Source organism: Sphingomonas crocodyli (assembly GCF_004005865.1).
GTDB lineage: Bacteria > Pseudomonadota > Alphaproteobacteria > Sphingomonadales > Sphingomonadaceae > Rhizorhabdus > Rhizorhabdus crocodyli.
This window is the reverse complement of record NZ_SACN01000002.1, coordinates 504,154-518,434: the sequence shown is the minus strand read 5'-3', so window position 1 is coordinate 518,434 and position 14,281 is coordinate 504,154. Positions and strand designations below refer to the sequence as shown.

Below are 14,281 nucleotides of genomic sequence, written 5' to 3'. Positions count from 1 at the left end.
CCAAGGCAGGACAAGCTCAACTTTAGTTCGGCTTTGCCCGATACTTATCGAACCAGGCGAGGATCGCCGCCGCCTTCGCCGCCGATTGCGACGGACGCCCGGCGAGCAGGTGGTGGTTCGCCCCCGGCACCTTGACCAGCGCCGTCGGCACGCCGCGGATCTGGAGCGCGGCATAATATTGCTCGGACTCGCTCACCGGGGTCCGGTAATCCTGGCTGCCGACGACGACGAGGGTCGGCGTCGAGACGTTGCCGACAAGGCTGAGCGGCGAGCGGTTCCAATAGGACATGGGATCTTCCCACGGCTTCTTGTCGAACCAGTAACGCGAGGTGAAGGTGGTGCCGTCCATCGTCAGCGCCTCGCTGGTCCAGTTGATCACCGGCTTCTGCGTCGCCGCCGCCTTGAAGCGGTTGGTCTTGCCGACGATCCACGACGTCAGCACGCCGCCGCCCGATCCGCCGGTGACGAACAGATTGTTCGGATCGGCCGTCCCTTGCGCGATCGCGGCGTCGACCGCGGCCATCAGGTCGTCATAGTCGGTGCCTGGATAGGCGCGGTCGATCAGGTTCGCGAACTGCTCGCCATAGGACGTGCTGCCGCGCGGATTGACGTAAAGCACGGCATAGCCATGCGCGGCGTACAGCTGATCGTCGGTCGAAAAGGTCGGCGCATAGGCCGCGTTCGGCCCGCCGTGGATTTCGAGGATCAGCGGCACGCGCTGCCCCGGCTGGCGCGTCGCCGGCGTCACCAGCCACGCGTCGATCGCGCGGCCATCGGGCGCCGTCACCGGCAGCTTCGTGACGGGCGCCATCGCCTTGGCCGCCATCCAGCCCTGATTGAGCTGGGTCAGCTGGCGCGATCCGCCGCCGGCCACCACCTTCACGTCGGCCGGACGCAGCGCGCCGCCGCCCGTATAGGCGATCGTCCCGCCATCCGAGACCGAGAAGCTGCCGCCCGTATAGGGCCGATCGAAATCCTCGCCCGGCACGACATCGTCGACCACCGGCCGCACCGTGCCGTCGAGGCCGATGCGCGCGATCTTGCGCAGGCCGTGATCGTCATAGGAGACGACCAACGTCCCGTTGCCCGCCCACTGCATCTCATTGATGCTGCGATCGAGCTTGGCGGTCAGCGACCGCGCACCGCTGCCGTCGATATCGGCGACATAGAGCTGCGCATTTTCATAGCTGCGATTGTGATCGTCGAAGCCGAGATAGGCGATATAGCGGCCGTCGGGCGAGACCAGCGGCTCCTCGTCCGGCCCCTTGCGATCGGTGATCTGCTTGAGCGCGCCGGTGGCGACATCGAGGGTGAAGATGTCGCTGTTCGCTGCCTCGCGCTCCCAATCGGGGCTGCGGTTCGCGCTGAACAGGATCGTGCGGCTGTCGGGCGTCCACGACAACGGGCCGCCATCATTGACGTCGCCGAAGGTCAGCTGGCGCGGGCTGCCGCCATCGGCGGGCACGACGAAGATGTGGCGATAGCCGGGCTTCACATAGCCGCCATCGTCGCTGCGATAGGTGACGCGATCGATGATCTCGAGCGGCTCGGCCCACTTCGCGCCCTCGGGCTTGTCGGGCGCCTTGCCCAGCTTCAGCCCCTCGCCCGGCACGCGCATCAGATAGGCGATCGATCGGCCGTCGGGCGACCAGGCGAGCGCACCGGGGCTCTGCGGCAGGCCCGTCACCTTCGCGGTCGCGCCGCTGTCGATCCACAGGACATGAAGCTGCGGCGGGCCATCGCCATTGCTCGCGACATAGGCCAGCCGCTTGCCGTCGGGCGACCAGCGCGGCGATGCGGCCGAACCCCCACCGGCGACCAGCGGGCGCTGCCGCCCGGTCTTGACGTCGACCAGCCAGAGGCTCGGCCGCATCTGATCGGTCATGATGTCGGCAGACTGGCGGACATAGGCGATCTGGGTGCCGTCGGGGCTGATCTCGGGATGCGTCGCGCCTTCCAGGCTGAACAGATCCCCGCCGGTGAAGGCGCGTTCGGGGCCATCAGCGGCGACGGCGGGCGCGAGGGCGGCGGTGCCCAGCAAGAGGGCGAGAAGGAGCCGGGATTTCATAGGAGCGCTTGCCCTTTCATTTGAAGGCTTTGCGCGGACTATATGGAGGCCGATCCTCCCCCGCTAGAGGGAGGATCGGCCCCTATCATCAGAACTTGAAGCCGACCTCCACGCCATAGGTCCGCCCGCGTTCGACACCACGGACCAGCTGGGCGATGTTCGCGCCATAGCCCGTATAATCCTTGTCGAGCAGGTTGGCGCCGAAGGCCGAAATGCCGATCGTGCCGCCGCTCACGGGCAGATCGGCGATGCCGATGCGGCCATCGAGCAGCCAATAGCCCTTGGCGGCGTTGAACTGATCGACCGCCGCACGCTGTCCATTGGTGTCGAGCACCGCGAGCGGGCCGAGCTGCACCTTGCTGCGATAATTGGCATCGAGGCGCACGATCGGATGCGCACCGTTGCCGAAATCGCCGCCGCTGTAACCGATCGACGCGCGGCCGGTCCATTTGGAGACGAAGGGCGGCCGCGCGATCGACGCGACATCGACCCCGCCCAGGAAATACTGCTTATATTTGAAGTCGGTATAGGCCATGTTGCCGCTGATCGTCAGCCCGCGCACCGGGACGAACTCGATCTCCGCCTCCGCGCCCTTGATCCGCGCCTTGCCGGCATTGGCGATGATCGACACGCCGTTCTGGAAGATCTGCGTCTGCAGATCCTTATAGTCGTTCTGATAGAGCGAGAAATTGGCACGCAGCCGGTTGTCGAACAGCTTGGTCTTGAGGCCCAGTTCGTAAGCCGTCAGATCCTCGGGATCGAAGCTGGCGCCCGCATAGATGCCGCCCGACACATAGGCCGTGCTGACCTTGGCATAGGCCGTGATCTGCTCGGTCGGCCGCCATGTCGCGATACCCGCCCAATTGATCCGGTCGAACGTCGCGCGGAACTTGCCGACGCCCAGCGCGCCCGCCTGCGCGCCCGAAAGCTGGAAGATGTTGGTGCGCCGGTCGTCGAGCGAATAGCGCAGGCCGCCGGTCAGATCGAAGCTGTCGGTCACATGCCAGGTGCCCTGCGCATAAGCCGCCCAGGCATCGTTGTCGGTGCTGAGCCGCGTGATCGGCGGCACCGGCGAGATCGGCGTGAAGACGTTGTTGGTGAACGAGGCGAGCGACGCGAGGAAGTTGGTCGTCGGATTCTGTTCGTGGAAATAGAAGACGCCCGCGATCAGGTTGAACGCATCGGTGTTGATCGATGCCTGTGTCTCCTGGCTCCACTGCTTCTGGTGGTTCTCATAGACGTTGAACAGCGAGAAGAAGTGGTCGTTCGGCCCCGGCCGGTTCGCCGGATTGGTGATCGCCGCCGGATTGCCGGTGAGCAGGCCGAGCAACTGCGCGCGGCTGAACAGCAGGCCGCCCGAGGCCGCAAGATCGAAGCTGGACGGCGACTGATCGAGCTGACGGTAGGAGGTGATGCTCTTGAGCGAGAGCCAGTCGGTCGCCTCGACCTTCAGGGTCAGGCTGTGGCCCTGCGTCTTGATATGATCGACGCTGCTGGCATTGGCGACGGCGTCGAGCGGCTTGGTCGAGATGTTGGTGATGCCGCCGTAGAGCGGCTGGAGCGCGATGATCGGCGCGATCACGCGGCCCAGCGAGTCCGCCGGCAGCACGCCATAGCTCTGCTGCACGCGGCCGACCGAGCGGCTGTCGGTATAGTCGAAGCGATAGTCGGCGGTCACGGCGCCGAAATCGCCGCGCACGCTGAGCAATGCGCCGTCGACATTGCGGCCGCCCAGCCGCTTGGCCGCCGTAACCTTGCCGAACTTGGGCACCGCGGCCGAAATGTCGAAGCTCTGCCCGCCGATCAGGTTGCGGACGTCGCCCCGGATATCGTCGTGCAAATAGGACAGCTTGACCGAGAACGGCCCGAACTGCGGCAGATCGAGCGAGATCTTCGCGCGCTTCGCATCATAATTGCCGTAGGACACGCTGCCGCGCACCCCGAACTCGCCCGTCGGCGATGCGGTGACGAGGCTGAGCGCGCCGCCCGTCGCGTTGCGGCCGAACAGGGTGCCCTGCGGCCCGCGCAGCACCTCGACCCGGTCCAGCTCGGCGACTTCGAAGACCGAGCCGACCACGCGGCCGATATAGACGCCGTCGACATAGATGCCGACCTTCGGATCGACCGCGACGATCGTGCTGCCCGAACTGATGCCGCGAATGTTGACGGTGGGGACGGTCTGGCGCCCCTGCGTGTTGATCTGCAGGCCCGGCGCGATGACCGAAAGATTGCGGATGCTGGTGATGCGCAGGTCGTTCAGCTGCGCGTTGGTCACGGCGGTGACGGCGACCGGCACCTTCTGCAGATTTTCCTCGCGGCGCTGCGCGGTGACGACGATGTCCTGCAGACCTTCGGGCTGCTCATCGGCGGCCGGTGCGGATGCGGTCGACTGCGCCAGTGCCGGCGTCGCGGCCAGAATCGAAATGCCCGCCATAAGCGGGGCGACAAATGCCCTCATTACCCTCTCCCATAGTCACTTGCCCGATCCGGATCTCGTGCCGGCTTCAGGCCCCTTGGCGAGCGGATTGCTGGTTACGTCGCCATGAAACGGCAACGCGCATCGCGGGCTTTTCCGGGATTCCGGATTGTCCTGATTTCACCGATAGTTAGTCATTCAGATCGATTATATATACGCTATAAGAAAATTATCGATCCAGACGAGGCACTTAGATGGACTCGCAGGGCAGAGGAGAGTCAGCATGAAGCTCGGATTTCTGATCAAGGGTGGTACGGTCGTCGACGGCACCGGCGCCCCCGCTTATCGCGCCGACGTTCGCGTCACCGACGACCGAATCTCGGAAATCGGCCAAAATCTCGAACGGCAGGGCCGCGAGCAGGTGATCGATGCCACTGGCTGCTACGTCACGCCGGGTTTCATGGAGACTCACAACCATTTCGACGCGCCGATGTGGTGGCTGCCGTCGATGGAGCCGATGCCGGGTTACGGCGTCACCACCTCGATCAACGGCAATTGCGGGTTCGGCGCCGCGCCGGTCAGCAGCGATCCGAAGGTCCGGCTGGAGGCGGTGAAAATCTTCTCCTTCTTCGAGGATATTCCCGAAAAGCCCTTCATGGATCGCCTGCCTTGGGATTGGACGACCTGGGGCGAATATCGCAGCTCGATCGAGCGCAACCTGAAGCTCCCGCTCAACTTCGCCTCTTACTGCGGCCATATCCCGCTGCGCCTGACCGTGATGGGCCTCGACGCGTGGGAGCGCGCGGCGACCCCGGCCGAGATCGCGAAGATGGCCGAGCTGCTCGACGAGGCGCTGGCCGCCGGCGCGATCGGGCTTTCGACCAACTATCTCGACAATGACGGCAAGGATCGCCGCATCGTCACCAAGCTGGCCGACGATGCCGAAATGAACGCATTGTTCGACGTGCTTGAGCGGTATCCCGGCCGCGTGTTCCAGGTGATCGTCGATTGGGTGATGCGCGTCGATGCGCCCGCGACGATGGATCGCTTCGTGGGGCTGCTGCGCGGCCGCAACATCCGCACCCAGTTCACCGGCGCGGTGCCCACCCTCGCCTATCAGGACAAGATCGTCGCCCCCGCGATCGAGATGCACGAGGCGCGCAAGGCCGAAGGGCTCGATATCTGGGCCGGCTATCACCACGTCGCATCGACCGTGCTGATCGGCTTCATGAACTCGCTCGTCTGGGCGCAGATCAACAATTACGTCTGGAACGAGATCATCGACGAGCGCGACGAGCAGAAGAAACTCGACATGCTCGCCGATCCGACGTGGCGCGCCCGCGCCCGCGAAAGCTGGAACAGCGTGCGCGACGTTTCGCGCGCCAAGCATGCCGATGCGTTCGAACTGTTCGACAGCGAGACCAATGCGGGGCCGACCGGCATCCTGCTCAGCCAGTTCATGAAAGACCGCGGTTACGATCACCCCTCGGACGCGCTGGCCGACTGGGTGATCGAAAATGGCGTCCACTCCAACCTGCGGATGGAGGAAGCGCCCAAGCACAAGGACGCCTTGCCCTATATGTTCAACGACAATCTCGCGATCGGGAACCTCTCCGACGCGGGCGCGCACGGCAAGATGTTCTGCGGCGCGGGCGACAACGTCCTGCTGCTCACCCGCCATGTCCGCGACAGCCAGGATCTGACGATCGAACAGGCGGTGCACCTGCTCAGCGGGCGGATCGCCGACTTCTTCAACCTGCTGCCCGAACGCGGCACGCTGCATGTCGGCAAGAAGGCGGACGTGACCGTCTTCAACCTCGACGAGATCGAACGCCGGCCGGAATATAAGCGCTTCGACGTGCCCGATGGCGAGGGCGGCGTCACCTATCGCTACAGCCGCGAGGCGGCGCCGATGCGCCTCACCCTCGTCAATGGCGAGGCGACCTTCGTGCGCGGCGAATTTACCGGCAAGTTCCCCGGCCAGGTCGTCACCGCCGTGGCGGACGAGCCTCCGCTCGCGCAGGCCGCGGAGTAAGCGACATGGCCACTGCGAAACCCATCGAAGAGGCCGCGAACGACGCCGCCCCCCTCCGCCCGCGCGGAGGGATGACCCCGGCCGAGATCGCGTATATGCGGCAGGGGATCGAGCCGGTTTCGGGCAGCGTCCCGATGTCCACCTCGCGCTTCCTCAACAGCCCTTTGTTCTCCTTCGCCTATACGCAGATGTCGCTGCGCCGGCTGGGCAATGACGTGCCGACCACATACGACATTCCCGATATGTCGCGCGGCCTCGACGACGTGACCGACTATGCCGACTGGGCGAAGCAGGTCGCGATCGAGAAGGCCGAAAATCCGGTGTTCGCCGAATGGCTCGACAGGCGCCAGATGGCCCGCTTCAACCCGCACGAAATGGGCCATTATGCCGATGGCACGCTGGGCGCGACGATCCGCGATTTCATGCTCAAATCGGGCTATGACATCGAGTTCATGAACAAGGGCACGGTGCCCGCGAACGACCTGCAATATCTGATGAAGCGGTCGAGCGAGTGCCACGACATCCAGCATATGGTGACGGGCTTCGGCCCGAACGTGGCGGGCGAACATGCGCTGATCATGATGAACGTGACCGGCAATGCCTGTTTCTTCCGGCCCGAGCTTGCCGCCTATATCTCGCGCTCGCCTTACTTCCTCGCCTCGGCGAACCTGATGCGCAGCGGGCTGCATTATTCGGCGGGCATGCCGCGCCTGCTGGAGGCGACCGAACTCGGCATCGCGGCGGGACGCGGGCTGAAGAAGCCGCTGCATATCGTGAACTGGGAAGACTATCTCGACTGGCAGCTGGACGACATCGCCGCCGATCTCGGCTTCACCCGCGGGCCGGGCGATGCCTGGGACGACGCGGATCAAAGCCTCGTCGGCTAGAACTTGTTAGGTCATGCCGGGCACCCTAGGGTTCCCCGGCATGACCCGTACTTCTCCTTCCGCCGTCGATCCCGGCCCCGAACCCGAAAAGCGCCGCCGGACGCCCCAGCGCGGGCGCCCCAAGATCCTCGATCACGATCGGATCATCGCCGCCGCGCTCGATATGCTGACCGATCAGGGGTTGGCCAGCTTCACGCTGCACAAGCTGGCGCTGCGGCTGAACGTGTCGGTGATGACGCTCTACACCTATTTCCCCAGCCGCGACGCGCTGCTCAACGAAGTGGCGAGCACGATCTTCAGCAGCTTCGAAGCGCCCGCATCTGGCCTGCCGTGGCGCGAATGGATGGCCGCCTATCTGCACGAACTGCGGCACCTGTTCGATCGTTATCCGGTGGGCCTGCACCTCATCAAGTTCGATGGCGAGGTGAACCCGTCATGGATGCGCGTGCTGATCCCGCTGATCCGCGAATTGTCCGACATGGGCCTGAGCGGGCGGCAGATATCGATCACCAACAACTGGATCATCCGCACCAGCCTGGCCCTGCTGATCGCGCGGATTTCGTTGCGCGAGGAAGGCGTATCGGTGCGCGACTTCGCGATCCCGCTCTACGACATGACCGATGCGGATCGCGCGCTGATGATGGCGATCGCCGAGCCCGACGCCGACATCGCCGACGACATTTACGATCTGGGCGTGCGCAACATCATCCTGGGGCTGGAGGATATGCTGCGCGGTTGATTGGTCAGTCGATCTGCAGCAGTTGCTTGCCGCGATTTTCGCCGCTGAACAGGCGGAGAAGCGTCGCCGGGATATTGGCGAAGCCAGTCTGGATGTCGTGGCGGAAGGCGATCTGTCCGCCCGCCACCCAGCCCGCCAGTTCGGCCATGATGCCGGGCACCGCCGCACCATGATCCATGACGATGAAGCCCTCCATCCGCAGCCTTGCGATGATGACCTTCATCATGTTGCGCGGGCCGGGACGCGGCTCGGCATCGTTATAGGTCGCGATCGCGCCGCACAGGGCGATCCGCCCGTGATCGGCCATATGCGCGATCCCCACCTCCAGCTGATCGCCGCCAACATTGTCGAAGAACAGGTCGATCCCCTTGGGAAACAGCTCGCCCAGCCGCTGGTCAAGATTTTCGGCGCGATAGTCGATGACCTCGGCGATCCCACAAGTCTCGCGCAGCCACGCCGCCTTCTCCGCACCACCTGCGACGCCCACGACATGCGCGCCCTTAATCCGCGCGATCTGCGCCGCGACGCTGCCGACCGCGCCGGCCGCGCCCGTCACCAGCACATTGTCCTCGGGCTTGAGGCCACCGACCCGGCACAGCCCGACATGCGCCGTCAGCCCGCTGCCGCCCAGCACGCCCAGCGCGACCGCAGGCGGCGTGCCTTCCGGTAGCATCGTGATCGGCCGCTCGCCCGCGCGATTGACCACGGCATAATCCTGCCAGCTCAACAGTCCGATCACATGCCGCCCGACCGGAAAGGCGGGATCGGCGGACTCGACGATTTCCGCCACCGCCGACGCCCGCATCGGCGCGCCGATCGCGACCGGCGGCAAATAGCTCGGCACATCGTCGACCCAGCCGCGCATCGCCGGATCGAAGCTGAACATCACTGTGCGGACCAGGATTTCACCCGCGCCGAGATCGGGCGTCGGCCGCGCCACCTCGATATAGGTGAAGTCGTCCGCCCGCACCGCGCCCTGCGGCCGGCGCGCCAGCACCCACTGGCGGTTGATCGCATCGGCCATGCCACCCTCCTCAGGTCGCAGGCGTCAGCGCCAGTTCGGGCTTGGTCGGGAAGATGCGCGGTGCCAGCAGCAGGATCGCGGCGAACACGGCGGCGATCGCGAAGCTTACGAACATCAGGCGATAGCTGCCCGTGCGATCATAGACTTCCCCGCCGAAGCGCAGGAAGATCGCGGCGAGCGCGGCGGTGAGCGGCGTCATCAGCCCGCGCACCGTGCCCAGCGAGATCATGCCGAAACGATCGGCGACCAGCGCATAATAAAGCGGCGCCCCCGATCCGCTCGCCGCGCCGATCAGCACGCAGATCGCCAGCAAAGCGACATAGCTGTGATCGATCAGCAGCGTCGCATTGGCGACCGCGAGCAAAGTGAAGCAGCCTGCGAGCAGGGTCGAACGATCGAAATAGTCGGCAACGACCGCTAGCGTCAGCTTGCTCACCACCGCCGTCACGCCCATCACCGACAACAGGCTGGTCGCCTGCACCATGCTGAGGCCACCGTCGGTCGCGAGCGGGACGAGCGAGATGCCCAGCGTCTGCATAATCGCAAGGCCGATGCCTGCGCCGGTGCCGATCAGCCAGAAGTTCGGGTTGGTCAGGATGTCGCGCACCGTGAGCCGCACGCCCAGCGCGGGCGCGCCGCCGACCGCTGCCGACGGTCGGCCGGGCTCGACTTCGTCCGGGCCGGGCCGATCGCGAACGATCATCGCCAGCGCGCTCACCACGACGGCGATGCCGATGCCCGAGAAGATCAAAGCTTCACGCCAGCCATATTGCGCGATCATGTGGCCGATCAGCGGAATGACGGTCAGGTTCGACAGCGACATGCCCATCGCCGCCAGCGCCAGCACGCGCCCACGCTGCTTGGTGAACCAGCGCGCGAGCAGCACCGTGACGGTCAGCGTGCCCGCGCCCACCGTCCCCGCCGCCAGCGGCAGGACGATCACGAAGGCGTCGAGCATAAGATTGTTCGACAGGCCGAGCAGCGCCATACACCCGCCCAGCAATGTGCCGCTGACGATCATGATCGGCCGCAACGGGAACCGATCGATCAGCCGCCCGACCACCAGCGCCGTCACCGCCATGCCGACGTTGAACAGGATCATGCCGGTGTTCATCGTCGCGCGCGACAGATCGAACTCGGCCGCCACCGGCTTCACATAGAGGCCATAGGCGGCGGAGCCGGTGCCGATCACCGCCATGTAGATCAGGATACAGGCGGCAACGAGGTACCAGCCATAATAAATGCGTTGCATCGTCGGGCCTCTCCGTCTCGTTCTGATGATCAGATCTGTCAGTCTGATTTGCAGAAAGCTTATACCGGTTGGGGTATAGGCGGGAAGGTTGCCGATCGTTGTCCGGACTTGCGGATTTTGGCTAAGCCGGAATGCCGAGGAGCGCCCAGAGGATCGCGCCCCACAACAGGCTGTTGAGCGCGACGATCATTAGCAGGCGCATGCGGAAGGACGGGCGGCGATCGGGCCGGGACGCCGGCATGATGACGGGTTCAGCGGGAACGGACGCTGCGCGCGATGGCGCTTCGAGAACATCGACCGGCATGGACACAACTCACTGACGGGAACGGGACACGTCACCCAGCCGCGCGATATAGCGGTCGAGTGCCGGCGACAGGCTGAACCAGCCGGGGCGGATGCGATCGCGCGCGAACATCAGCGCCAGTTCCGCCTCGCGCTGCGGCCCGCCCGCCTCGATCGCGGCGAGCCGGATCGGGAAGGGGCAGGCCGTTTCGATCTCGCTCGCATGCGAGCCGGGGTCGCCGGCGGCACTCATGCGGACGAGCGCGAAGCTTTCCGAACGGAGGAAGCAGATGCTGCTCAGGGTCGTCATCCTGGCTGAACGGGATGCCACGGCCGGCCTTCTTGGGGTGCGTAGAGGGAAGGACCGGCCGTGGCGCGGCGTGCGTCAGAAATCCATCGACACGCCGAAGCGGACCTGGCGCGGCGCCTGATAGCTGGTCACCTTGCCATAGTTGGGATCGGGGTTGCCGCCGTCGTCCTCGCCATATTCGCGAAGATCGAGCTTCGACTTCCAGTTGAAGACGTTGAACACGTCGGCGCGCAGCTGCAGCGATTTGAGGCCGGCGATCTTGAGCGTGTAGGAGATCGACAGATCGATCTGCTTCAGCCAGTCGCTTTCCAGCGCCTTGCCGCGGCCGATGAGGCGGCCGTTGCAATACCACGATGCCGACGTATCGGTCGCCGCGCGGCCCGCCCCGCCCAGCGCCTCGTCATAAACGCCGATGCAGCCGAACTTGCGCGGGCTCTGCAGCCGCGCGAAGCCGCCCAGCTGGACCTGATCGGTCAACGCATAGGCACCATAGACCTTGAACGTATGGCGGCGATGGTTGGGCAGATAGCCATAGGCGCCGTCCATCCAACCGGGCTCGTCAAAGTCCTGCGTCAGGCCGGTATCGTCCTGCCCGTTGTCGGATTTGACGCCGCCTTCGTAATTGCCCTTCAGGCTCGACCAGACATAGCTGCCCGAAAGCTGCCACGTGCCATCCCAGGTGCGATCGAAATTGGCCTCCACCGCCCAATATTTGCGCTTGGCCTTGGGCAGATCGACGATTGCGGCGGGGATGGTGATCTGGGTCAGCTGGCCGGTGCCGGTCAGGTCGACGTTGATCACCGCATCCTTGCCCGGATTGAGCAACACATAGCCGCCCGATCCGTAGGAGGCCGGCACCGCATTCGGGTTGCACCCCGGCATATTCTGCGTCGCGCAGAAATTGGCGATCGTGTAGCCGAGATCGGTATCCTCGAGCACGCTCTTGAGGTTGCGATGCGTGAGGTTCAGGCCGACGCGCCACCGCTCGCCGATCCGCTGGTCGAGGCCGATCATGAACTCGTCGAGATATTGCGGCTTCAGGTTCTGCGAGGTCAACGTGCGCGGATCGGCGCCCGCGCTGTCGGACAGCACCTGGAAGCTCACCTCGCGACCCAGAGTCGGCAGGCGCGTGACCGGATCGACCCCGTTCAGGATGTTGAACGCGCGCGTGAAATATTCGTTGCCCGCCATGCGGATGTTCGTGTTCGCGGCGACCGGCAGGTGGTAGCGCCCGAAGAAGCCCGACAGCTTGGTGCGCTTGTCTCCGAACAGATCATAGGTCGCGCCCAGGCGCGGTGCCCACTGGTTCTTGAGCTTGGTGAACACCTGACCCGAAGCGGTCCGGTTTTCGAACGTCTCGTTGCGGATGCCCAGGCTCAGGTTCACCCGGTCGTTCACGTCCCAATTGTCCTGCAGGTAGAAGGCGGTGTTCTGCGCCTTGAACGCGCCGGCGCGGTCCAGATACTGGACGCGGACATAATCGGTGTTCGCCGGGATCAGCCCGTTGAGCGCCCCCGTCGCCCCCGCCCGCAGATAGCGATAGGAGACGCCGCCCGAATAGGTGGTCGACACGCGCGACGACAGATCCTCCCGATCGAAGCCGAAGCGGATATGATGTTCGCCCATCAGATGCGCGAGCACGTCGACATCGGCGCGATAGAGCTCGCGGCGATCCGCACCGCTGTCGAGCGTCGCATCGGGGTGGCCCGCAATCTGCACCGCGGTGCCCGAACGCTGATCGACGATGTAGGGCTGCGTGCTCGAAGATGTCTGATCGGCATCGGTGCGGCCGTAGAGCGCCGAAATGGTCAGCCAGTCGGTGATGTGGCCGGTATATTTGCCGATATAATTGTCGCCGCCGACCGACACCTTGTACGGCGTCACCAAATCGGGCGCCGCGCCCGAAAGCACGCGCGTCGTGATCGTGCCTTCCTCGGCATTGCTGTTGTTGAAATAGGTGAATTCGAGGCGGTGATCCTCGGTCACGTCAAAATCGATGTTGCCGCCGTAGAACGGCTTCTTCGACTTGGCGAAGGTCTCCGTCACCGAACCGTTGATCGGCTGGGTCGCGTCAAACTCGCTGCGATAGCGCGGGTTGAAGAAGCCGAAGAAGTAGAGCCGATCCTTGATGATCGGACCCGAGGCCCAGAGGTTACCCTCATAATCCTGCCGTTTGTCGCGATCGTTGTTCGAAATGTATGTGTCGCGCGCCCGCGAACGCAGCCCGCTGGGCGACCAATAGGCGTTGAAGCCGCCGGCATATTCGTTGCTGCCCGATCGCGTCAGCGCGATCACCGCGCCGCCGGTCGCGCGGCCGAATTCGGCCTGATAGCCACCGGTCTTCACCTGCACCTGATCGTAGAACTGGAACGGTACCAGCCCGCCGCCCAGGAAGGTGCGGAAGTTGGTGATGTTCATGCCGTTCACATAATAGATGTTCTCGGCCACCGAACCGCCCGACAGCGCGACATTGGTGCCGCCGGTCAGGCTGTTGAACGCGCTGTCGCCCGCCGTCGTCTGCGGCGCGAGCAGCTGAAGCGCGGCCACATCGCGTGCGATCGGCACGCGATCGAACGTCTCCTTCACGTCGATGACGAGGCCGGTCGCCGATTGCGAGAAATCCAGCTCGCGCGCCTTGGCAGCGGTGACGATGATCGGTGCGCCATCGGTCTCGGCCAGCTTCACGACGAAACTCGATCCGCCCAGCGACAGGATCGCGCCGGTCATCTCGACCGCGCCGACGCCCGATTTCTCGGCCTTGATCGTATAGCTGCCGACCGGAAGCTGCACGACCGAGAAGGAGCCGTCCGGCCCGCTGGTGACGGTGCGGTTGAGCGCGCGCGCATCGGCGCTGACGGTGATCGTGGCGCCGCCCACGGGCGCGCCCGACGGATCGACCACCTGGCCGGTGATCGCCGCCGAACTGATATCCTGCGCGTGCGCCGGGCTGATCGGCGCCAGCGCCACGCAGGCGGACAGGACCGAACCGCCGCCCAGCAGCGCGCGGAGGATCACATTGCGAGATAATTTCATCTTCAAGCCCCAATGATGGCTGACGCGGCCCTCCCGGCCCGCGCGCATCCGTTCTGTTGTCGATTGTCCGGCGCACGCATTGTTCGCGATCCGCGCCGATCAAACTGGGGCGTTGCTAAGCTCGCGCCGAAGCAGCGGGTAAGTCGCGCCGCGACGAAAGGCCGCCGCACGCTTTCAACGGCGACGCTGATCGACGAACAGCAAGACGCGTCGACGAACGGCAATCGACTTGAAC

At 64.9% G+C, this 14,281-nt stretch carries 10 protein-coding genes; 3 read left to right on the top strand and 7 right to left on the bottom strand.

Annotation, left to right across the window (positions count from 1 at the left end; genetic code table 11):
* Positions 1–22 precede the first annotated feature (22 nt).
* Positions 23–2,068: an alpha/beta hydrolase family protein gene (locus tag EOD43_RS17085; protein ID WP_127745234.1), complete on the bottom strand. Its 2,046-nt coding sequence runs from the start codon at positions 2,066–2,068 to the stop codon at positions 23–25.
* An 88-nt stretch (positions 2,069–2,156) separates the two neighbouring features.
* Positions 2,157–4,526: a TonB-dependent receptor gene (locus EOD43_RS17080; RefSeq protein WP_127745233.1), complete on the bottom strand. Its 2,370-nt coding sequence runs from the start codon at positions 4,524–4,526 to the stop codon at positions 2,157–2,159.
* 241 nt (positions 4,527–4,767) lie between these two features.
* On the opposite strand from EOD43_RS17080, the gene EOD43_RS17075 reads away from it, so the two are divergent.
* The 3 genes from EOD43_RS17075 to EOD43_RS17065 are packed head-to-tail and all read left to right on the top strand — an operon-like array spanning position 4,768 to position 8,145.
* A complete protein-coding gene (locus EOD43_RS17075; protein WP_127745232.1) occupies positions 4,768–6,519 on the top strand; it encodes an N-acyl-D-amino-acid deacylase family protein in 1,752 nt (583 codons plus the stop codon).
* 5 nt (positions 6,520–6,524) lie between these two features.
* Complete coding sequence (locus EOD43_RS17070; RefSeq protein WP_127745231.1) at positions 6,525–7,406, top strand: Coq4 family protein; 882 nt, start codon at positions 6,525–6,527, stop codon at positions 7,404–7,406.
* A gap of 40 nt (positions 7,407–7,446) precedes the next feature.
* The gene (locus EOD43_RS17065) at positions 7,447–8,145 is read left to right on the top strand and encodes a TetR/AcrR family transcriptional regulator (protein ID WP_164857291.1); all 699 of its coding nucleotides are present in this window, start codon (positions 7,447–7,449) and stop codon (positions 8,143–8,145) included.
* 4 nt (positions 8,146–8,149) lie between these two features.
* On the opposite strand, the gene EOD43_RS17060 is transcribed toward EOD43_RS17065, so the two are convergent.
* The 5 genes from EOD43_RS17060 to EOD43_RS17045 all read right to left on the bottom strand — a co-directional run bounded on the left by EOD43_RS17060 (position 8,150) and on the right by EOD43_RS17045 (position 14,046).
* On the bottom strand, positions 8,150–9,169 hold the full coding sequence (locus EOD43_RS17060; RefSeq protein ID WP_127745229.1) for an NADP-dependent oxidoreductase: 1,020 nt from the start codon (positions 9,167–9,169) through the stop codon (positions 8,150–8,152).
* A 10-nt stretch (positions 9,170–9,179) separates the two neighbouring features.
* Positions 9,180–10,421, bottom strand: coding sequence for an MFS transporter (locus EOD43_RS17055; protein WP_127745228.1), 1,242 nt, complete (start codon positions 10,419–10,421; stop codon positions 9,180–9,182).
* Positions 10,422–10,542: 121 nt separating this feature from the next.
* Positions 10,543–10,725: a hypothetical protein gene (locus tag EOD43_RS23700; protein ID WP_164857290.1), complete on the bottom strand. Its 183-nt coding sequence runs from the start codon at positions 10,723–10,725 to the stop codon at positions 10,543–10,545.
* A gap of 9 nt (positions 10,726–10,734) precedes the next feature.
* Positions 10,735–11,034 (bottom strand): hypothetical protein, encoded by a 300-nt coding sequence (locus EOD43_RS17050; protein WP_164857289.1) that lies wholly within the window; start codon positions 11,032–11,034, stop codon positions 10,735–10,737.
* 54 nt (positions 11,035–11,088) lie between these two features.
* A complete protein-coding gene (locus EOD43_RS17045) occupies positions 11,089–14,046 on the bottom strand; it encodes a TonB-dependent receptor (RefSeq protein WP_164857288.1) in 2,958 nt (985 codons plus the stop codon).
* Positions 14,047–14,281 lie beyond the last annotated feature (235 nt).

Bases quoted from the DNA above. Each gene is read 5' to 3' on its own strand.
- EOD43_RS17085 (WP_127745234.1), bottom strand. From the start codon at position 2,068: ATGAAATCCCGGCTCCTTCTCGCCCTCTTGCTGGGCACCGCCGCCCTC.
- EOD43_RS17080 (WP_127745233.1), bottom strand. From the start codon at position 4,526: ATGAGGGCATTTGTCGCCCCGCTTATGGCGGGCATTTCGATTCTGGCC.
- EOD43_RS17075 (WP_127745232.1), top strand. From the start codon at position 4,768: ATGAAGCTCGGATTTCTGATCAAGGGTGGTACGGTCGTCGACGGCACC.
- EOD43_RS17070 (WP_127745231.1), top strand. From the start codon at position 6,525: ATGGCCACTGCGAAACCCATCGAAGAGGCCGCGAACGACGCCGCCCCC.
- EOD43_RS17065 (WP_164857291.1), top strand. From the start codon at position 7,447: ATGACCCGTACTTCTCCTTCCGCCGTCGATCCCGGCCCCGAACCCGAA.
- EOD43_RS17060 (WP_127745229.1), bottom strand. From the start codon at position 9,169: ATGGCCGATGCGATCAACCGCCAGTGGGTGCTGGCGCGCCGGCCGCAG.
- EOD43_RS17055 (WP_127745228.1), bottom strand. From the start codon at position 10,421: ATGCAACGCATTTATTATGGCTGGTACCTCGTTGCCGCCTGTATCCTG.
- EOD43_RS23700 (WP_164857290.1), bottom strand. From the start codon at position 10,725: ATGCCGGTCGATGTTCTCGAAGCGCCATCGCGCGCAGCGTCCGTTCCC.
- EOD43_RS17045 (WP_164857288.1), bottom strand. From the start codon at position 14,046: ATGAAATTATCTCGCAATGTGATCCTCCGCGCGCTGCTGGGCGGCGGT.